The following is an 18,750-nucleotide window of genomic DNA, read 5'->3' as shown; positions in this document are numbered from 1 at the left end:
ACGCTGGGCCGATGGTGTCTTTCGCAGACGTCGCCGTCACCGACGCGACCGCCCACCGGATGCTTTCCGACTACTTCGCCGAGCGCGCGGAGACGTTCCCGAGCTCGCAGGGCGCGTACCGGACCTCGTTCCCGGATCCTGGCCAGTTCGTGGCGCCGAACGGCGTCTTCCTGCTCGCCTACGACGAAGGCGTGGAGGTGGGATGCGGCGGGATCCGCGAGCTGCGCGTCCCGCTGTCGGAGATCGAGGAGGGCGTGCCGGTCGTGCGGTACGAGATCAAGCACCTGTGGGTGACGCCGACGCAGCGAGGCAACGGGTACGGCCGGGCGATCCTCGCCGAGCTGGAGCTGCGCGCCCGCGGCTTCGGTGCGACCGAGCTGGTGCTCGACACGAACGCGAGTCTGGAGGCGGCCGGCGGCCTGTACCGCTCGCACGGCTACGAGCCCATCCAGCCCTACAACGACAACCCCAACGCGACCGACTGGTTCCGCAAGCCCCTCCATTGACGCCGACAGCTCCTGAGTTTTTCGGCCGAATCGGCGCTCGGAGGCCGAAAAACTCAGGAGCTGTTCGCTGCTTGGCCGGGGCGGTCAGACCGGCTGCAGCTCGGGGAGTCCCGTACGCAGCTCGACCGGCAGGTGCCCGAGGTCGTTGTGCACCACCAGCACCGGCGGCTTGGCGGAGCGGACGCGGATGATCGTCAGGCCGCAGTTCGCCTGGTTGAGGCCGAGCCAGCGCCAGTCCGGCGCGTCGAACACATGCCGGACGAACCAGCCGATCACGAAGTTATGGGTCACCAGCAGGTCGTGCCGGTCTCCCATCGCGGGGGTGAGGAACTCGTGCACAGCGTCGTCCATCTGCGCGCGGCCCGCCTCGATCTCCGCCTCCGTCACCGGGCCGAAGAACGACTCGAACGCCTTGGGCATGTCCGGGGTCGGACCGGAGGGGATGCAGTCGAACAGCAGGCTCGACGGCTGCGGTTCGAGCGCCGGCATCCGCTCGGCCATGATCTCGGCTGTCTGGGTCGCCCGCACCAGGGGCGAGTGGTACATCGAGGTGAACGGGATGCCGCTCAGCCGCTCGGCGACCAGCTGCGCCTGACGTTTGCCCCGCGGGGAGAGCGGGCCGTCCGGCAGGCCGTGCTCGGCATCCTGCTGCTCGCCATGGCGCACGAGGTAGATGTAGTGGGGCACGAGCGGGACCTTTCGGAGATGGAACGGAAGGAAGGGCGGGTCAGGAGGCGAGGCCGGCGAACACGTCGTCGGTGACGCTCCCCACCGCGGCGACGGAGACCGGCCGGTCCGCCAGATCGGCGGCGAGGGCGCGCACATCGTCTGCGGTGACGAGGTGGAGGCGCCGGAGGCTCTCATCGAGGTCGGCGAACTCGCCGAGCGTGATCTCGGCACGGCCGAGACGGGACATGCGGGTGTCGGAATCCTCGAGGGCGAGGGCCGCGCCACCGGACAGCTGGCCGACCGCGCGGCGCAGCTCGTCGGGCGTCACGCCGCCGGACGCGAGCCGCCGCAGCTCGTCGAGCATCAGCTCGGTGACCTGGCGTGCCTTCGCCGGGGTGCATCCCGCGTAGAGGCCGAACACGCCGGCGTCGGAGTACGAGCCGGAGAACGAGTAGACCGAATAGGCCAGGCCGCGGCGCTCGCGCACCTCCTGGAACAGGCGGCTCGACATCCCGCCGCCGAGGATGGAGTTCAGCACGCTCATGGTCGTGCGGCGGTCGTCCGTGGCCAGGATCCCGGGCATTCCGACGAACACGTTGGCCTGCTCGATGGGGCGCTCCACCGTGACGATGGGGCTGCCGCGGCGGATGTCGGCGGGGGCCGCGGGGCGGCGGGCGACCGGGGTGGCGACGAGCTCCGGATCCCAGCCCGCGGCGGCGAGGGCGCGCTCGACGCCGACGACCAGCAGGTCGTGGTCGACGGCGCCAGCGGCGGTGACCACGAGGTCCTGCGGCCGGTAGTTGGCGCGGTAGTGCTCCCACACGCCGTCGCGGCTCGCGGCACGGATGGTGTCGGGGCGACCGCCGATGGGACGGCCCAGCGGATGCTCGCCGAGGACGGCCTGGAACATCCGCTCGTTGGCGACGTCGGCCGGGTCGTCCTCCGCCATGGAGAGTTCCTCGAGGATGACGTCGCGCTCGTTCTCGAACTCGGCCGCGTCGAGCACCGACGACGTGAGCATGTCGCCGATGACCTCGACCGCCATCGCGAGGTCCCGGTCCTGGACCTTGGCGTAGTAGCAGGTGTATTCCTTGGCCGTCATGGCGTTGTGCTCGCCGCCCACCGAGTCGAACGACACGGCGATGTCGAGGGCGGTGCGGGTGCGCGTGCCCTTGAAGAGGAGGTGCTCGAGGAAGTGCGTGGAGCCGAGGGAGCCGGGATGCCCGGGCTGGCCGTCGCTCTCGTCGCGCGAGCCGACGGCGACCCAGTAGCCGAGGGTTGCGCTGCGTGCGCCGGGCACCTGCTCGCTGAGGATGCGGACTCCGCTCGGGAGCACCGTCCGCCGGACCAGCGCTTCGCCGGACGCCGCGAAGGTGAGGTCGGCCATACCGAGCGGGAGGTCGACTGCGCTGTTCATCCCCTCCACCCTACGCCAGAGCGCGCGGGATGCCGTGGCTGGGAAAAAGAGGACAAACAGACTCGTCTGTCTACCGCTATACTGTGAAAGCCATCGTGTCCGGTGCCCCGCGCCGGATGCGATCGGCCCTACGAACAGCAATGCGGAGGCGACCCAGCCTCCCCCGAAAAAGGAGTCGTGCCGGATGGTCGTAAGTGCCCGAGCGACCATCCGGCCGCCCGCGCCGTCGAAGGTCAAGATCCTCGCGACGGCGGATCAGCTCTTCTACCAGGAGGGCATCCACACCGTCGGCGTGGACCGCATCATCGCGGGCGCCCGTGTGACGAAGGCGACGTTCTACAAGCACTACCGATCGAAGGACCTGCTGATCATCGCGTACGTCGAGGGTCGCGACCGCCAGGTGCGCGAATGGTTCGCCGAGCAGGAGGCCAAGCACGACGACCCGCGCGACATCGCACGCGCCCTCGTCGACTCGATCAACGACCAGGCCGTCAGCCCCGGCTTCCACGGCGACCCCTTCATCAACGCCGCCGCGCAGTTCGCCGACGAGACGGACCCGGTCCGTGTCGCCGTGACCGCGCACCGCGACTGGTACGCCGACCGCATCGAGGAGCTGTTCCGCCAGATCGGCCACCCGCGGCCGGGAGACGCCGCGGACGACCTCATCCTCGCGCGCGACGGCGCACTCGCCGGCGGCTACGTCGGCGACCCGATCGCCGCGGGCGCCGCCCTGCACCGGGCGCTCGACCGCATCCTCGGCGAGGTCTGACCGGCGCGACCCAGCTGTGGGTCGCGACACGCCGTTATGCGACCCGAATAACGGCGTGTTGCGACCCACGTCTGCGCGGCGACGTGCGCGGCGGACCAGCCGAGCCGGCCGGGCAGGCGCGAGCTACTCCGAGACGCGGTCCAGGTCGAGCATCTGCGACCGCGTGAGGCGGATGCCCGCGGCGGCCATCAGCGCGTCGACTTGATCCGGCCGGCTGGCGCTGGCGACGGGCGCCGCGATCGTCCGCTTGGCGAGCAGCCAGGCGAGCGCGATGCTGGCGGGCGCGACGTGGTGCTCGGCCGCGATGCGGTCGAGCACGGCGAGCACGCGCTGGCCCCGACGGTTCACGTACGCGGCGGCACGGACGCTGCGCGCCCCGGCCGTCAGATCGCCCTTGCTGCGGTACTTGCCAGTGAGGAAGCCGTTCGCCAGCGCGTAGTACGGCATCACCGCGAGCCCCTGCGCCGCCGCGACGATGCGCGGGGCGCTCTCGAACTCGCTGCGGTGCATCAGGTTGTACTGCGTCTGGATGGCCACGAACTTCGGCAGGCCGGACGATGCCAGGATGCGGGCCTCGATCAGACGGTCCGCACTGAAGTTGGATGCGCCCAGGTACCGCACCTTGCCGCTCTCGATCAGCCACTCGGCCGTCGCCAGGCTGTCCTCCAGTGGAGTCTCCGGGTCGTCCTCGTGGAAGTAGAGCAGGTCGATGTGGTCGGTCTGCAGACGTTCGAGGGATGCCTCGACGGCGCGGATCATGCTCACGGAGCCGAGGCCCGGGTTGTCGTGGTGCCGCCCGACCTTGGTCGCCACGACCATGCGGTCGCGGTTGCGGCGCTCGCGCATCCACTTGCCGATGAGGACCTCGCTGCGGCCGCCGACGTAGCTGTCGGCCGTGTCGATGAAGTCGCCGCCCAGTTCGGTGAAACGGTCGAGGATGGCGAGGGACGTGTCTCCGTCTGCTGTCCAGCCGAAGACGCTCGCGCCGAGCGACAGCGGGTACACCGCGAGGTCGCTCTCGCCGATGCGGCGGGGCGCGATGATCGACAGCGGGCCGGTGCTCGCGATGGCCGGGTCGACGTCGATGACGCCCGTCGGCGGCTCGGCGGAGCCGGCGCGCGGGTCTGCAGCGGTGCTGCTGCGGAGGCCGACGGTCTCGAGCAGGCGCAGGGGTAACAGCTGTGGCATGTCTCCCCCTCCCCCGCGACCTCCAACCGCCGCGTATGTCCGTTCCCCGCGAATCGATTGCCCTCGAATCGATTCGAGAACGGCGGATTCCCGATTGAACACTTGCAGCGTACGACATGCCTCCGACGTGCGAAGGACGAAACGGGTGAACCGTGGAGGAAAGCTAGGTCACAGTTTCATCACGAACGCCGGAGCACCGCCCGGGCGTGCGCGAGCACCGGTCCGTCGACCATCCGGCCCTCGTGCCGGAACACTCCCCCGCCCGCGATCTCGGCCGCCGCGAGCAGCCTGCGAGCAGCCTGCACCTCGGCCGGATCGGACCGATAAGCGGCCCGGATCGTCTCCACCTGACCGGGATGGATGCACGCCGTCGCCGCGAACCCGACGGCCACGGCGTCTTCCGCCTCGGCCGCGAGCCCCTCGAGGTCGGCGATGTCGAGGTGCACCGTGTCGACGGCGTGGATGGATGCGGCGCCCGCCGCCAGCAGCACCGCCGACCGCGCATGGCGCGCGACGTCGCGGTACCGTCCGTCGGGGTGCCTGCTCGACGTGCCGCCGAGCGAGGCGACGAGGTCTTCTGCGCCCCACATCAGCGCGATCACGCCGGGCGCGGCGGCCAGCGACGGCGCCGCGAGCACGCCGGCGGCCGTCTCGCAGAGGGCGATGACGGCGTAGTCGCGCAGCCCGTCGAGGTCGGCCGGCCGCTCGGCCTTGGGCAGCATCACCGCGCGGTACGGCGTCGCGGCGAGCGCCGACAGGTCGGCGTCGTGGTCGTCGGTCCCGGCCGGGTTGACCCGGACAATGACGCGCTCCGGATCCAACTCCGACGCGACGAGCGCCTCCCGGGCCGCGGGCCGCGTTGCCGGGTCGACCGCATCCTCCAGGTCGAGGATCACCGCATCCGCGCGCTCGAGCGCTTTGGCGTAGCGCTCCGGGCGGTCGGCGGGGCAGAACAACAGCGCCGGCCCCCAGGGGAATGGGGCGTCGCTCACAGGATCTCGTCCGACCCGTCGCCTCCCGCTGCGCCCGGATCGGACGCGACCGGAGAGACATCCCGGCACCACACCATCACCTGACGCGTCGCCGTGGCGACGACGACCCCGTCCTGGTTGCGTCCGGTGTGCTCGAGCGTGACGATGCCCTGCCCGGGCCGGGAGGCGGAGAGCCGCTTCGCGAGCACGACGGTCTCCGAGTAGAGCGTGTCGCCGTGGTGCAGCGGATGCGGGAAGGCGACCTCGCTGAACCCCAGGTTCGCGACGATCGTGCCCTGCGTCAGCTGGGTGACCGAGGCTCCGACGATCGTCGCCAGCGTGAACATGGAGTTCACCAGCCGCTCCCCGAACGGCTGCCGGGCGGACCACGCGGCGTCCAGGTGCAGCGCCTGCGTGTTCATGGTCAGGGTCGTGAAGAGGACGTTGTCGGCCTCCGTCACCGTGCGCCCGGGCCGGTGCAGGTACCGCGTCTCCGGCTCGAACTCCTCGTAGTACAGCCCGCGCTGCTCGATCTCCTTCATGCCGCCTCCTCCAGCTCAACGCGCAGCGGTGCGCCGGTCGCGGCGACCACGTCGTCCACGGCGACGCCCGGGGCGACTTCGCGGAGCACCAGCCCGTCGTCCGTGACGTCGATGACGGCCAGGTCGGTGATGATCCGGTCGACGCATCCCGTGCCGGTCAGCGGGAGGCTGCACTCGGTCACGATCTTGGGCCGGCCTTCGCGGTCGACGTGCTCCATCATCACGATGAGCCGCTTGGCGCCGAAGACGAGGTCCATCGCGCCGCCCATCCCCTTCACCATCTTGCCGGGGATCATCCAGTTGGCGAGATCGCCCCGCTCCGAGACCTCCATCGCGCCGAGGACGGCCAGGTCGACGTGTCCGCCGCGCACCATCCCGAACGACAGCGACGAGTCGAAGAAGGCGGCGCCGCGGTTCACGGTGACCGTCTCCTTCCCCGCGTTGATGAGGTCGGGGTCGACCGCGTCGTCGGCGGGATACGGGCCGACGCCGAGCACGCCGTTCTCGGAGTGCAGGATGACCTCGACGCCCTCCGGGATGTAGTTCGGGATGAGCGTGGGCATGCCGATCCCGAGGTTGACGTACTGCCCGTTCTCCAGCTCGCGCGCCACCCGAGCGGCGAGTTCGGTGCGGCTGAGGCTCATCGTGCGCTCCCTTCGGCGACTGTGCGCCGTTCGATCCGCTTCTCCACGCCGGGCGCGTGCACGACCCGCTGGACGAAGATGCCGGGGCAGTGCACGGCGCCGGGATCGAGCTCGCCCGGCTCGACCAGCTCCTCCACCTCGGCGATGGTGACGCGGCCGGCCATCGCGGCGAGCGGGTTGAAGTTCATCGCGGCGGCATGGAAGACGAGGTTGCCGTGCCGGTCGCCCTTCGCGGCGTGGACGAGGGCGAAGTCGGGGCGGAGGGACCGCTCCAGCACGTACTCGGCGTCGTCGAACGTCCGCACCTCCTTCGGCTCGCTCGCGACCTCGACGGAGCCGTCGGCGGCGTAGCGGCGCGGAAGGCCACCCGTCGCGATCTGGGTGCCGACGCCGGCGGGCGTGAAGAACGCGGGGATGCCCGCGCCGCCCGCCCGCAGCTTCTCGGCGAGCGTTCCCTGCGGGGTGAGCTCGACCTCCAGCTCGCCGGAGAGGAACTGGCGCGCGAACTCCTTGTTCTCGCCGACGTACGAGCTGATCATCTTGCGGATGCGGTGCTCGGCGAGCAGCAGCCCGAGGCCCCAGTCGTCGACGCCGCAGTTGTTGCTGACCACCTCGAGGTCGGTGGTCCCCGCATCCAGCATCGCCTGGATCAACGCGCTCGGGATGCCGCACAGGCCGAACCCGCCGACGGCGAGCGTGCTGCCGTCCGGGATGTCGGCGACGGCCTCCGCGGCGCTTCCGACGGTCTTGTCGATCATGCGTCCTCCCCTTCGAGGGTCTCTCGCCATCAACTCCTGAGTTTTTCCGGCGACACGCCGGGTGCTGCGCGGAAAAACTCAGGAGCTGTCTGCTGCGGATTCAGGTTAGGCGGAGAAGCCCAGCGCGCGCGAGATCACCATCAGCTGGACCTCGCTCGTGCCCTCGCCGATCTCCAGGATCTTCGAGTCGCGGTAGTGCCGCGCGACCGGGTTCTCGTTGAGGAAGCCGTAGCCGCCGAAGATCTGCGTGGCGTCGCGGGCGTTGTCCATCGCGGCTTCGCTGGAGACCAGCTTGGCGACGGAGGCCTCCATCTTGAACGGCTTGCCGGCCATCAGCTTGAAGCAGGCGTCGTAGTAGGCGAGCCGGGCGGTGTGGACCCGGGCTTGCATCCGCGCGATCTTGAAGGCGATGTACTGGTTGGATCCGATCGGCCGGCCGAACACGTTCCGGCTCTTGGCGTAGCGGATGGCCTCCTCCAGGCAGCCCTGCGCGGCGCCCGTGCAGAGCGCGGCGAACGCCACACGGCCCTCGTCGAGGGTCGCCACGAAGTTCGCGTAGCCGCGGCCGCGCTCCCCCAGCAGGTTCGCCTCCGGGACGCGCACGTCGGTGAGGGTCAACGGATGCGTGTCCGAGGTGTGCCAGCCGACCTTGTCGTACACGGGCTCTGCGACGAAGCCGGGGGTGCCGCTCGGGACGATGATCGCCGACAGCTCCTTCTTCATCGATCCGTCCGCGCGCCGCTCCTCGCCGGTGACCGCCGTGATGGTGACCAGCCGCGTGATGTCCGATCCGGAGTTGGTGATGAACTGCTTGGTTCCGTTGATCACCCACTCGCCGTCGTGCAGCTCGGCCGTGGTCTTCGTGCCGGACGCGTCGGAGCCCGCCTCGGCCTCGGTGAGCCCGAAACCGGCGAGCGCCTCGCCGCGGGCGAGCATCGGCAGCCACTGCTGCTTCTGCTCCTCGGTGCCGCTGCGGAAGATCGGCATGGCGCCCAGCCCGACGCCGGCCTCCAGGGTGACGCCGATCGACTGGTCGACGCGTCCCAGCTGCTCCACGGCGAGGCAGAGGGAGAGGTAGTCCTTGCCCTGGCCGCCGTATTCGACCGGGAAGGGGAGCCCGAACAGGCCCATCCGGCCCATCTCGGCGATGATGTCGTACGGGAGGCTGCGCTTGGTGTCGTACTCGTAGGCGGCGGGCGCGACGACCGTGTCGGCGAAGTCGCGGACCTCTTCGCGGAGGCGGCGCTGCTCGTCGGTGAGCTGGAAGCCGGCGACGTCGGTGTCGTCTGCTCCGGCGGCTCCGGCCGCGGGGCCGGTGGGGCGGGTCATCTGCATGGTCATGCGGGTCCTGTCTCTTGTGGTGACTATCGCTGTGCGGCGGCCGGTCGTGTCGGCGCCGCGTCCGCCGGCTGGGGCGGAACGTCGGAGGTGCTCGGGATGGGCGGGGTCGGGTCGGCAGCGTCGGCAGCGTCCGCCTCGTCGGCGTCGACGCGGGCGACGAGCTGGTCGAGCCGCACCAGGTCGCCGGGGCCGACGTGCACCGCGACGACGCCATCGACGGGCGCGACCAGGCGGTGCTCCATCTTCATCGCCTCGACCACGACGACCGTGTCGCCCGCGGCGACGCGCGCGCCGGTCTCGACCGGGACGGCGACGACGGTGCCGGGCATGGGCGAGCGGAGCTCGGGATGCGCCGCGAGCGTCCCACGGTCGACCGCGGCCAGCCGCTCGGCGAGGCGTGTCGCGCGGTCGCGCAGCCGCAGCGGCCGGGAGCGGCCCTCACGCGCCAGCCACACGGTGTCGCCGTCGCGTGCGATGTCGAAGCGGATGGTCTCTCCGTCGAGGTCGAGTAGGGCGACCGCGGGGCGGCCCGCGGCATCCGGTTCGCGCAGGCGGAGGGAGGCGCGGCGGGCGTCGGGCGCCGACGTATCGGCTGCCGACGCCTGCACTGCATCCCGAACCACGGTGATCGTCGCATCCTCGACCGGTCCGCTGACGGACACCGCCACCCCGTCGACGTCGTACCGCACCGGTCGCGCCCGGCCGGGACGCCATCCCGTCGGCGCACCCCACACCGCGCCGACTCCCGTCGGCGGTTGCTGCCAGCGGTGACGGTGCGCGAGCAGCGCCGCCGCGATCAGCTCCGGCTCGGTCACCGGCGCGGGCGTCTGCTCGGCGAAGCGGCGGTCGATCAGGGTGGTGTCCATCCGTCCGGCCAGGACGTCGTCGTCGGAGACGAGCCCGACGAGCCACGCCAGGTTGGAGACCGCGCCGAGGATGCTCGTGCCGGCGAGCGCGCCGCGCAGTCGGGCGAAGGCCTGGTCGCGGTCCTCGCCCCAGGCGACGATCTTGGCGAGCATGGGGTCGTAGTCGGTGACGATCGGGATGCCCGCGACGATGCCGCTGTCGACCCGCACGCCGTCGCCCGCCGGCTCGCGCAGCGCCAGCACGTGGCCGGCCGCGGGCAGGAAGCCGCGCTCCGGGTCCTCCGCGTAGACGCGCGCCTCGACGGCGTGGCCGTTCAGGCGCACGTCCTCCTGCGCGAACGACAGCGGCTCGCCCGCGGCGATCCGCAGCTGCTGCTCGACGAGATCCAGACCCGTCACCAGCTCGGTCACGGGATGCTCGACCTGCAGCCGGGTGTTCATCTCCATGAAGAAGAACTCGTCCGGCGCCTCGGCCGACACCAGGAACTCCACCGTCCCTGCGCCCACATAGCCGACGCTCTCGGCGACACGGCAGGCGGCCTCGCCGATGCGCGCTCTGGTCGCCTCGTCCAGCAGCGGTGACGGCGCCTCCTCCACCACCTTCTGGTGGCGGCGCTGCAGCGAGCACTCGCGCTCGCCCAAGTGGACGATCCCGCCGTGGCGGTCCGCGAGCACCTGCACCTCGATGTGGCGAGGGGAGGCGACCAGCCGCTCCAAGAACAGGGTGTCGTCGCCGAATGCGGCCGCGGCGACGCGTCGGGCCGCCCGCAGCGCCTCCGGGAGCTCGCCCGCAGAGCGCACGGCCTGCATCCCCTTGCCCCCGCCGCCCGCCGACGGCTTGACCAGCACGGGGAACCCGATGCGCTCGGCGGCGGCGATCAGGTCGTCGTCGCCGAGGCCCGGCTCGGCGATCCCGGGGATCGTCGGCACGCCGTGCTCGGCGACCGCGTGCTTCGCCGTGATCTTGTCGCCCATGACCTCCAGCGCGTGGACGCCCGGGCCCACGAACACGATGCCCGCCGCCTCGCACGCCTCAGCGAGCGCCGGGTTCTCGGAGAGGAAGCCGTAGCCGGGGTGGACGGCCTCGGCGCCGGTGCGGCGGGCCGCATCCACGATCCGGTCGACATCCAGGTAGCTCTCGCGCGCGGCGGGCGGTCCGAGGCGCACGGCGACGTCGGCGAGCGCGACGTGCGGCGCATCGCGGTCGGCGTCGCTGTAGACCGCGACCGAGCGGATGCCCAGGCGCTGCAGGGTGCGGATGACGCGGCAGGCGATCTCGCCGCGATTGGCGACGAGGACGGTGCGGAAGGGGGTGGAGGTCACGCGATCACATCCGGAAGAGCCCGAAGGCGGTGTCGGGCAGCGGCGAGCGGGAGACGACGTCGAGCGCCAGGCCCAGCACGGTGCGGGTCTCGGCGGGGTCGATCACCCCGTCGTCCCAGAGTCGGGCAGTCGAGTAGTACGGGTTGCCCTGCTCCTCGTACTGGGCGGCGATCGGGGCGCGGAACGCGGCCTCGTCGTCGGAGGACCACTCTTCGCCGCGTGCGTCCAGCTGGTCGCGCTTGACGGTGGCCAGCACGCTGGCCGCCTGCTGGCCGCCCATCACCGAGATGCGGGCGGCGGGCCACATCCACAGGAAGCGGGGCGAGTAGGCCCGGCCGCACATGGAGTAGTTGCCGGCGCCGAAAGACCCGCCGATCACCACGGTGAGCTTCGGCACGCGGGCCGTCGCGACGGCCGTTACCATCTTGGCGCCGTTCTTGGCGATCCCGCCCGCCTCGTAGTCGCGGCCGACCATGAAGCCGGAGATGTTCTGCAGGAAGAGCAGCGGGATGCCGCGCTGGTCGCACAGCTCGATGAAGTGTGCGCCCTTGAGGGCCGACTCGCTGAACAGTACGCCGTTGTTCGCGACGATACCGACGGGATGCCCGTGGATGTGCGCGAAGCCGGTCACGAGTGTGGTGCCGTACTCCGGCTTGAACTCGTGGAAGCCGCTGCCGTCCACGATGCGCGCGATCACCTCGTGGACGTCGTAGGGCGCCTGCACGTCGACCGGGACGACCCCGTACAGCTCGGCCGGATCGGCCGCGGGCTCGACCGGCGCTTCGACCGCCCAGGCCGGCGCCGCGGGTGGCGGGAGCGTCCCGACGATGTCGCGCACGATGGCGAGCGCGTGCTCGTCGTCCTCCGCCAGGTGGTCGACCACGCCGGACGTGCGGGCGTGCAGGTCGCCGCCGCCGAGCTCCTCCGCGCTGACGATCTCGCCGATGGCCGCCTTCACGAGCGGAGGACCGCCCAGGAAGATGGTGCCCTGGTTGCGGACGATCACCGTCTCGTCGCTCATCGCGGGCACGTAGGCGCCGCCGGCGGTGCACGAGCCGAGCACGGCGGCGATCTGCGGGATCTTCGCCGCGGAGAGCCGCGCCTGGTTGTAGAAGATGCGGCCGAAGTGGTCGCGGTCCGGGAAGACCTCGTCCTGCATCGGCAGGAACGCGCCTCCTGAGTCGACCAGGTAGATGCAGGGCAGCCGGTTCTCCAGTGCCACCTCCTGCGCCCGCAGATGCTTCTTGACGGTCATCGGGTAATACGTCCCGCCCTTGACCGTGGCGTCGTTGCACACGACCATGACGTGGCGGCCCGCGACCAGGCCGATCCCGGCGATCACGCCGGCCGCGGGGCTCTCGTCGTCGTACATCCCGGTGGCGGCGAGCGGCGCCAGCTCGAGGAACGGGCTGCCCTCGTCGAGCAGGGCGTCGATGCGGTCGCGCGGCAGCAGCTTGCCGCGGGCGACGTGACGCTCGCGGGCGCGCTCGGGGCCGCCGGCCGCCGCGACGGCCAGTCGCCGCCGCAGATCGGCGACGAGCTCGCGCTGGGCGGCGTCGTTCTGCTCGAACCGGGCGTCCGTCGCGGACGCCTCACTGGTCAGGGTCGGCATGCTGCTCCATATGTCGTCGTCGACATCCGGTTAGTGGTCACTAACTCGGTTTTTAGGTTAGTGTTCATTAACCGAAAAGTCCAGCGTCGCCGACCGGGCGGCCCGACCCCATCGAGGACGATGACCCAGCCGAGTCCCGCCGCTCCCCTCGAGCGGCCGACGCAGCGCAGCCAGGCCAAGGCCGACCGGCGTGCCGCGCTGCTCGAGTCCGCTGCGACGCTCTTCGCCGAGCGGGGCTTCAACGGCGTCTCGATCGAAGACCTCGGGGCAGCCGTCGGCGTGAGCGGGCCGGCGGTGTACCGTCACTTCTCCTCCAAGCAGGCCGTGCTCTCCGCGCTGCTGATCGGGGTGAGCGAGCGCCTGCTCGCGGGCGGTCAGGCGGTCGAGCAGGCTGCGGCGGATGCGGCGACGGCCCTGCGGTCGCTGATCGGCTTCCACATCGACTTCGCCCTCGGCGAGCCCGACACCATCCGCGTGCAGGACCGCGACCTCGACTCGCTCGACGACGCCGCCCGCCGCCAGGTCCGCCGGCTCCAGCGCCGCTACGTCGAGGTATGGATGGGCGTGCTCGGCACCCTGCACCCCGCCCTCGCCGACGACGAGCTGCGCGTGCGTGTGCAGGCCACGTTCGGCCTCCTGAACTCGACCCCGCACACCGCGCGCGTCGGGACGCTGCAGGTCGCGCCCGGGGTCGTGCGCCCCGTCCTGGAGCGCATGGCGTGGGCGGCCCTCACCTCCCCCTGACCGACATTCGTGCCGAATGTGCGCTCAGCGGCGCGCTTTCCGCACATTCGGCACGAATCCTCGGAGGAGGAGCTGGAGTCAGCGCGCGGGACGCAACGTCAGGGTCTGGTCCGCCGCCTTCTTCACGGCCGCCGGGGTGAACGGCCACGGTCGCGTCTTGCCGACGGCCCACAGGTCGGTCTGATCGGTGTAGTGCGCGTCGAACGCGTGACCGGATGCTCCCGTGAGGTTGATCCACGTGCTCTTGTCGAAGTCGGAGAGGTCCACCACCATCCGCATCGACGGCACGCGCTGCACCGCGAACCCGACGGTCGCATCCCAGCCCGCCGCATCCACGACGCTGCTGCCGCCGCCCACGTGCCAGGGCCCGCGGTTCAGCAGCGCCTCGATGGGGGCGATGCCCGACTCCCCCAGGCTCGCGTTCTTCAGCGTGAGCGTGTGGAGGCGGTCCCAGCGCCACGACGACACGTCGCCGCCCAGCTGGTGGGCGGTCTCCTTCCACGCCTGACCGGCGGCGTAGGCGATCATCGAGTCGCGGTCGGACGTGCCGAGGTCCGAGTCTGCCCACCACGACGACTCCGGCTGCCCGAGCAGGGAGGCGACGACGGTGAACCAGCGGTCGCCGCCGGTCGGCGCGGTGGCCGCCGGGATCTTGCGGGCGAACATGTCGTGGAGCAGCTCCCGCCAGAACACCGCGAAGTAGGCGGCGGCCGCGCTGTCCGCGTCGTCTCGGTAGTCCCAGTCGGCGAGCAGCCGGGCGGCCTGCTGCACGTCGGCGGACGCATCCGGCTTCTCGGCCACCGCGCGGATCACCGGGACGAGGTTCGCCGCGTTCGCGTCGTAGGTGTCCGCCTGGATGTCCGACATGTCTTTCGACGTCAGCTTCTTCCCCTGCGCCATCAGGGCGCTCAGCCGCACCTCGATCTGGTTGGCGCGGTACCCCTGGTCCCAGTCCGCCGTGATCAGCCGCGGGAAACCCGGCCCGACGGCGGCGTTGTTCGCCGTGACGATGTATCCGGCCGGCGGGTCGAACACCGACGGCAGCTCTTCGAACGGGATGGTGCCCGTCCAGCCGTACCCGCTGCTCCAGCCGGGCATCGGCATCGTCCCGTCGCCACCCGAGCGGACCGGGATGAGGCCGGGCGCCTGGTAGCCGATGTTGCCGTCCACGTCGGCGTAGACCAGGTTCTGCGACGGAACCTGGAACTGCTGGGCCGCCGCCCGGAAGCTCGGCCAGTCGCGGGCGGTGTCGAAGGCGAAGATCGCGTTCGCGGTCGTGCCGGGGGTCAGCGCCGTCCACGCCAGCGACAGCTGGAACTGTTGCGCGGGCACACCGAGCTTGCCCGCCTGGTCCTTCGCGATCACGGCGTACGCATCGCCGATGTCCGTCACGATCGGCCCGTGCCGGGTCGACCGGACGGTGATCGTCACGTCCTTACCGCCGGCGACGCGGATGCGCTCCGTGCGCTTCTCGAGCGGCACCTGCTGGCCGTCGTACTCGTACGTGTCGCCGGTGACCTTCTCGACGAACAGGTCGGCGACGTCCGGACCCAGGTTGGTGAAGCCCCAGGAGATGCGGTCGTTGTGGCCGATGATGATGCCCGGGAAGCCGGAGAAGCTGAAGCCGGACACGTCGAACGGACACTCCGGCCCCACCGTCGTGCAGTGCAAGCCCATCTGGTACCAGACCGACGGCAGGGCGGCGCCGAGGTGCGGGTCGTTGGCGAGGAGCGGCTTGCCGCTGGCGGTGTGCGCCCCGCCGATCACCCACGAGTTGGATCCGATGCCGTCGCCGGCCGGACCCATCAGCTGCGGCAGGGAGTCGACACTCGCGGCCACCTGCTCCAGCTGCGACGCGTATGCGGTCGGCGCCGGGGCGGAGGCGCCCGCGGAGGACTGGTCCGCGGCTCCCGCGGCACCCGCTTCGGCATCCGGCGTGACGGTCCGCGGGTTCCCGCCGCCGAGGTCGGTGATCGTCGGGTGGCCCGTGTACGGGTAGCCGGGATGGAGTTCCGCGACCTGCTCCGGCTTCAGCTTGGTCGCCAGCAGCGCGCGGTCGATCTCGTCCTCGAGGTTCGACCGGAGGTCCCATGCCATCGCCTTCAGCCACGCGATCGAGTCCGCTGGCGTCCAGGGCTCCGGCTCATACGACGGATTCTGAAGGCCGAGGATGGCGTACTCCAGCGACAGCCCCGCGCCCGACCGCTGCTTGAGGTAGGCGTTCACGCCATCCGCATAGTCCTGGTAGTACCGCAGCGAGGTCGGATCGAGCAGCTTCACCTCCTGCTCGGCGACGCGACGCCAGCCGAGCGTGCGGATGAAGGTGTCGGTCGGCACCTGGCTCGCGCCGAACATCTCCGACAGCCGGCCCGCGGTGACGTGACGGCGGAAGTCCATCTCCCAGAAGCGGTCCTGCGCGTGCACGTACCCCTGCGCGCGGAAGAGGTCGTCGGCGGTGGATGCGGACAGCTGCGGCACGCCGGCGTCGTCGCGGTACACCGTGACCGGCTTCGTGATGCCGGGCACATCCACTGACCCGGCGGTCTGCGGGAACGAGCGCGTGATCGTCCACACGCCGATGCCCCCGGCGACGACGACCAGCACCAGGAGGACGGCGAGCACGCCGCCGATCACCCTCAGGACCCGATGGTGCCGCCTCAGTCGGGGGGTGTCGTCGCCCACGTCGCTCCTTCGTCGGCCGGTACCGCCGTCTCTGAAGGAGCGTATCCCTCCGAGATGACGTCGAGTCGTGGATGCGGCTCAGCGGCCGAGATCGCGCTCCGGCGAGCCGACGTACAGCTGCTGCGGGCGGCCGATCTTCGTCTGCGGGTCGAGGTTCATCTCGCGCCAGTGGGCGATCCAGCCCGGCAGGCGGCCGATCGCGAAGAGCACGGTGAACATCCGCGTCGGGAAGCCCATCGCCTTGTAGATGACGCCCGTGTAGAAGTCGACGTTCGGGTACAGCTTGCGGTCGACGAAGTACTGGTCGGCCAGCGCGACCTCTTCCAGCTCCTTCGCGATGTCGAGCAGCGGGTCGTGCACGCCGAGCGCCTCGAGCACCTCGTCGGCAGACTGCTTCACGAGCTTGGCGCGGGGGTCGAAGTTCTTGTAGACGCGGTGACCGAAGCCCATCAGCTTGACGCCGGACTCCTTGTTCTTGACGCGCTCGACGAACTTCTGGACGCTCTCGCCCGAGTCACGGATGCCGGCGAGCATCTGCAGAACGGCCTCGTTCGCTCCGCCGTGCAGCGGGCCGTAGAGGGCGTTGATGCCGGCGGAGACGGAGGCGAACAGGTTGGCCTGCGTCGACCCGACCAGACGGACGGTCGAGGTGGACGCGTTCTGCTCGTGGTCCTCGTGCAGGATGAGCAGGCGCTCGAGGGCCCGCGACAGCACCGGGTTCACCTCGTACGGCTCCGCGAGGGTGCCGAAGTTGAGGCGCAGGAAGTTGTCCACGAAGCTCAGCGAGTTGTCCGGGTACAGGAATGCCTGGCCCAGGCTCTTCTTGTGCGCATAGGCGGCGATCACCGGGAGCTTCGCGAGAAGGCGGATGGTCGAGAGCTCGATCTGCTCCGGGTCGTGGACGCTCAGCGAGTCCTGGTAGAAGGTCGACAGCGCCGACACCGCGCTCGACAGCACCGACATCGGGTGCGCGTCGTGCGGGAGGGCGTCGAAGAAGCGGCGCAGGTCCTCGTGCAGCAGGGTGTGCCGGCGGATGCGCTCGTCGAACTCCGCGAGCTCCGACGTCGACGGCAGCTCGCCGTGGATGAGCAGCCACGCCACCTCGAGGAACGTGGAGTTCTCGGCCAGCTGCTCGATCGGGTAGCCGCGGTAGCGCAGGATGCCCTGCTCGCCGTCGATGTAGGTGATCGACGAGCGCGTGGCAGCGGTGTTCACGAAGCCGTAGTCCAGGCTGGTCAGCCCGGTCTGCTTCGTCAGCGTCGAGAAGTCGATGCTCGAGGCCCCGTCGACGCTCGGCCGGATCGGGAACTCGGCGATACCGCCCGGATAGGTCAGAGAGGCCGTCGCGAGTTCGGCCTCCGCTACGGCCTTCTCGGTGCCAGTGCTCTCGGTGCCGAGTCCGCTCACAACGCCTCCTGGTGGGTTAGTCGCCCATATGGGTGGTCAAAGGTGCGCGCCGATCGTGGCAGCGCTGCCCGGCGCCGTCCGCTCGACAGGCCGTGCCGGTACAGCCTAACGAACGCCGGCGACAACTGCGGCATCGGGCAAAGGGGCCGGCGACCCGTTAGAGGTTGTCTCCAAACGCCCGCAGCCGCTCCGCCGCTGCGGCCACCCGCTCGTCGGTCGCCGTGAGCGACAGGCGCACGTGCTCCGGGTAGAAGTCGCCGTAGAAATGGCCGGGGCCGGCGAGGATGCCGAGGTCGGCGAGCCGTCCGATGCTCTCCCAGGCGTCGCGTCCCTCCGTCGCCCACAGGTAGAGGCCGCCCTCGCTGCGGTCGATGCGGAAGCCCGCGGCCTCGAGCGCCGGCTTCAGCAGGTCGCGGCGGGAACGGTACAGCGCCTTCTGCGCCTCCACGTGCCGCTCGTCGCCGAGCGCGGTGACCATCGCGGCCTGCAGCGGCGCCGGCAGCATGAGACCGGCGTGCTTCCTGACGTTGACGAGCCGCCCGATGATGGCGCTGCACCCCGCGACGAACGCCGCACGGTAGCCGGCGAGGTTCGATTGCTTGCTGAGGGAGTAGACCGCGAGGACGTTGCGGCGGTCCTGCCCGATGACCCGCGGGTCGAGGATGCTCGGAACACGCTCCGCATCCCACGGCGCCTCCCAGCCCAGCTCGGCGTAGCACTCGTCGCTGGCGATGTAGGCGCCCAGCTCGCGGGCGCGCGCAACGGCCGCGCGCAGCTCCTCGACCGAGAGGATGCGGCCGTCCGGGTTGCCCGGGGAATTCAGCCAGATCAGGCGCGTTCCCTCCGGCCATTCGGCCGGATCGTCGCTCGCGACGGCGGTCGCGCCGGCCATCGCCGCGCCGATCGCGTACGTCGGGTACGCGGCGCGCGGATGCACCACGATGTCGCCGTCGCCGAGGCCGAGCATGAACGGCAGCAGGGCGACGAGCTCCTTCGAGCCGATCGTCGGCAGCACGTTCTCGACGCTCAGCCCGCGGACGCCCCGCCTGCGGTGGAACCAGTCGACGATCGCTTCGCGCAGTGCGGGCGTCCCGACCGTCTGCGGGTACGCGTGCGCGTCCGTCGCGCTGGCGAGCGCCTCGCGGATGAGGTCCGGCGTCGGGTCGACCGGCGAGCCGATCGACAGGTCGACAAGACCGTCCGCATGCGCCCGCGCCCGCTCGGCGTACGGCGCCATCTGATCCCAGGGGTAGTCCGGGAGCTCCTGCAGCGCCACGTCAGCGCTCCTTCGCCGGCGCGGCCATCGATGCC

Annotated in this window: 16 protein-coding genes; 3 read left to right on the top strand and 13 right to left on the bottom strand. The window is 70.9% G+C overall.

Translation table 11 applies throughout. From position 1 onward, the window contains the following. The first annotated feature begins 11 nt into the window (after positions 1-11). Positions 12-506, top strand: coding sequence for a GNAT family N-acetyltransferase (locus H284_RS0117875; RefSeq protein ID WP_018191468.1), 495 nt, complete (start codon positions 12-14; stop codon positions 504-506). An 84-nt stretch (positions 507-590) separates the two neighbouring features. Here the strand turns inward: H284_RS0117875 and H284_RS0117870 are convergent, their stop codons facing one another. Continuing rightward, positions 591-1,193: a histidine phosphatase family protein gene (locus tag H284_RS0117870; protein WP_018191469.1), complete on the bottom strand. Its 603-nt coding sequence runs from the start codon at positions 1,191-1,193 to the stop codon at positions 591-593. Positions 1,194-1,233: 40 nt separating this feature from the next. After that, positions 1,234-2,592: a M16 family metallopeptidase gene (locus H284_RS0117865; protein WP_020077306.1), complete on the bottom strand. Its 1,359-nt coding sequence runs from the start codon at positions 2,590-2,592 to the stop codon at positions 1,234-1,236. Positions 2,593-2,776: 184 nt separating this feature from the next. Here H284_RS0117865 and H284_RS0117860 point away from each other — a divergent pair, with 184 nt between their 5' ends. After that, positions 2,777-3,361, top strand: coding sequence for a TetR/AcrR family transcriptional regulator (locus tag H284_RS0117860; protein ID WP_018191471.1), 585 nt, complete (start codon positions 2,777-2,779; stop codon positions 3,359-3,361). A gap of 123 nt (positions 3,362-3,484) precedes the next feature. Here the strand turns inward: H284_RS0117860 and H284_RS0117855 are convergent, their stop codons facing one another. The 8 genes from H284_RS0117855 to H284_RS0117820 form a co-directional block, all read right to left on the bottom strand. Continuing rightward, positions 3,485-4,549: an aldo/keto reductase gene (locus tag H284_RS0117855; RefSeq protein WP_020077305.1), complete on the bottom strand. Its 1,065-nt coding sequence runs from the start codon at positions 4,547-4,549 to the stop codon at positions 3,485-3,487. Between the two features lie 179 nt (positions 4,550-4,728). Beyond that, complete coding sequence (locus tag H284_RS0117850; protein WP_020077304.1) at positions 4,729-5,541, bottom strand: HpcH/HpaI aldolase/citrate lyase family protein; 813 nt, start codon at positions 5,539-5,541, stop codon at positions 4,729-4,731. Then, the gene (locus tag H284_RS0117845; protein ID WP_020077303.1) at positions 5,538-6,062 is read right to left on the bottom strand and encodes a MaoC family dehydratase; all 525 of its coding nucleotides are present in this window, start codon (positions 6,060-6,062) and stop codon (positions 5,538-5,540) included. Before H284_RS0117845 ends, H284_RS0117850 begins: the two co-directional genes overlap by 4 nt. After that, on the bottom strand, positions 6,059-6,706 hold the full coding sequence (locus H284_RS0117840) for a CoA transferase subunit B (RefSeq protein ID WP_020077302.1): 648 nt from the start codon (positions 6,704-6,706) through the stop codon (positions 6,059-6,061). The genes H284_RS0117845 and H284_RS0117840 overlap by 4 nt, the downstream gene beginning before the upstream one ends. Further along, positions 6,703-7,464, bottom strand: coding sequence for a CoA transferase subunit A (locus H284_RS0117835; protein WP_020077301.1), 762 nt, complete (start codon positions 7,462-7,464; stop codon positions 6,703-6,705). The genes H284_RS0117840 and H284_RS0117835 overlap by 4 nt, the downstream gene beginning before the upstream one ends. A 105-nt stretch (positions 7,465-7,569) precedes the next feature. Further along, positions 7,570-8,805, bottom strand: a complete 1,236-nt coding sequence (locus H284_RS0117830) for an acyl-CoA dehydrogenase family protein (protein WP_020077300.1) — start codon at positions 8,803-8,805, stop codon at positions 7,570-7,572. 23 nt (positions 8,806-8,828) lie between these two features. Then, positions 8,829-10,994, bottom strand: a complete 2,166-nt coding sequence (locus H284_RS0117825) for an acetyl/propionyl/methylcrotonyl-CoA carboxylase subunit alpha (protein WP_020077299.1) — start codon at positions 10,992-10,994, stop codon at positions 8,829-8,831. Positions 10,995-10,998: 4 nt separating this feature from the next. After that, entirely contained in the window at positions 10,999-12,606 is a 1,608-nt protein-coding gene (locus H284_RS0117820) for a carboxyl transferase domain-containing protein (protein ID WP_018191479.1), read from the bottom strand. A gap of 120 nt (positions 12,607-12,726) precedes the next feature. Between H284_RS0117820 and H284_RS0117815 the strand changes: the two genes are divergently transcribed. Continuing rightward, the gene (locus H284_RS0117815; protein WP_020077298.1) at positions 12,727-13,350 is read left to right on the top strand and encodes an SACE_7040 family transcriptional regulator; all 624 of its coding nucleotides are present in this window, start codon (positions 12,727-12,729) and stop codon (positions 13,348-13,350) included. A 78-nt stretch (positions 13,351-13,428) separates the two neighbouring features. Here H284_RS0117815 and H284_RS0117810 read toward each other — a convergent pair whose 3' ends face one another. The 3 genes from H284_RS0117810 to dapC all read right to left on the bottom strand — a co-directional run bounded on the left by H284_RS0117810 (position 13,429) and on the right by dapC (position 18,715). Beyond that, positions 13,429-16,032 (bottom strand): penicillin acylase family protein, encoded by a 2,604-nt coding sequence (locus tag H284_RS0117810; protein ID WP_020077297.1) that lies wholly within the window; start codon positions 16,030-16,032, stop codon positions 13,429-13,431. Between the two features lie 78 nt (positions 16,033-16,110). Then, entirely contained in the window at positions 16,111-17,439 is a 1,329-nt protein-coding gene (locus H284_RS0117805) for a citrate synthase (RefSeq protein WP_020077296.1), read from the bottom strand. A gap of 157 nt (positions 17,440-17,596) precedes the next feature. Next, positions 17,597-18,715, bottom strand: a complete 1,119-nt coding sequence (gene dapC / locus H284_RS0117800) for a succinyldiaminopimelate transaminase (RefSeq protein WP_020077295.1) — start codon at positions 18,713-18,715, stop codon at positions 17,597-17,599. Positions 18,716-18,750: the final 35 nt, after the last annotated feature.

It is taken from the genome of Cryocola sp. 340MFSha3.1, from assembly GCF_000383315.1.
Lineage (GTDB): Bacteria > Actinomycetota > Actinomycetes > Actinomycetales > Microbacteriaceae > Leifsonia.
Note: the sequence above shows the minus strand (reverse complement) of the source record. Positions and strands in the feature narration are given on the sequence as shown.

Coding starts and splice junctions, on each gene's coding strand:
- H284_RS0117820 (WP_018191479.1), bottom strand. CDS start 12,606: ATGCCGACCCTGACCAGTGAGGCGTCCGCGACGGACGCCCGGTTCGAG.
- H284_RS0117875 (WP_018191468.1), top strand. CDS start 12: ATGGTGTCTTTCGCAGACGTCGCCGTCACCGACGCGACCGCCCACCGG.
- H284_RS0117835 (WP_020077301.1), bottom strand. CDS start 7,464: ATGATCGACAAGACCGTCGGAAGCGCCGCGGAGGCCGTCGCCGACATC.
- H284_RS0117855 (WP_020077305.1), bottom strand. CDS start 4,549: ATGCCACAGCTGTTACCCCTGCGCCTGCTCGAGACCGTCGGCCTCCGC.
- H284_RS0117860 (WP_018191471.1), top strand. CDS start 2,777: ATGGTCGTAAGTGCCCGAGCGACCATCCGGCCGCCCGCGCCGTCGAAG.
- H284_RS0117865 (WP_020077306.1), bottom strand. CDS start 2,592: ATGAACAGCGCAGTCGACCTCCCGCTCGGTATGGCCGACCTCACCTTC.
- H284_RS0117830 (WP_020077300.1), bottom strand. CDS start 8,805: ATGACCATGCAGATGACCCGCCCCACCGGCCCCGCGGCCGGAGCCGCC.
- H284_RS0117840 (WP_020077302.1), bottom strand. CDS start 6,706: ATGAGCCTCAGCCGCACCGAACTCGCCGCTCGGGTGGCGCGCGAGCTG.
- H284_RS0117845 (WP_020077303.1), bottom strand. CDS start 6,062: ATGAAGGAGATCGAGCAGCGCGGGCTGTACTACGAGGAGTTCGAGCCG.
- H284_RS0117815 (WP_020077298.1), top strand. CDS start 12,727: ATGACCCAGCCGAGTCCCGCCGCTCCCCTCGAGCGGCCGACGCAGCGC.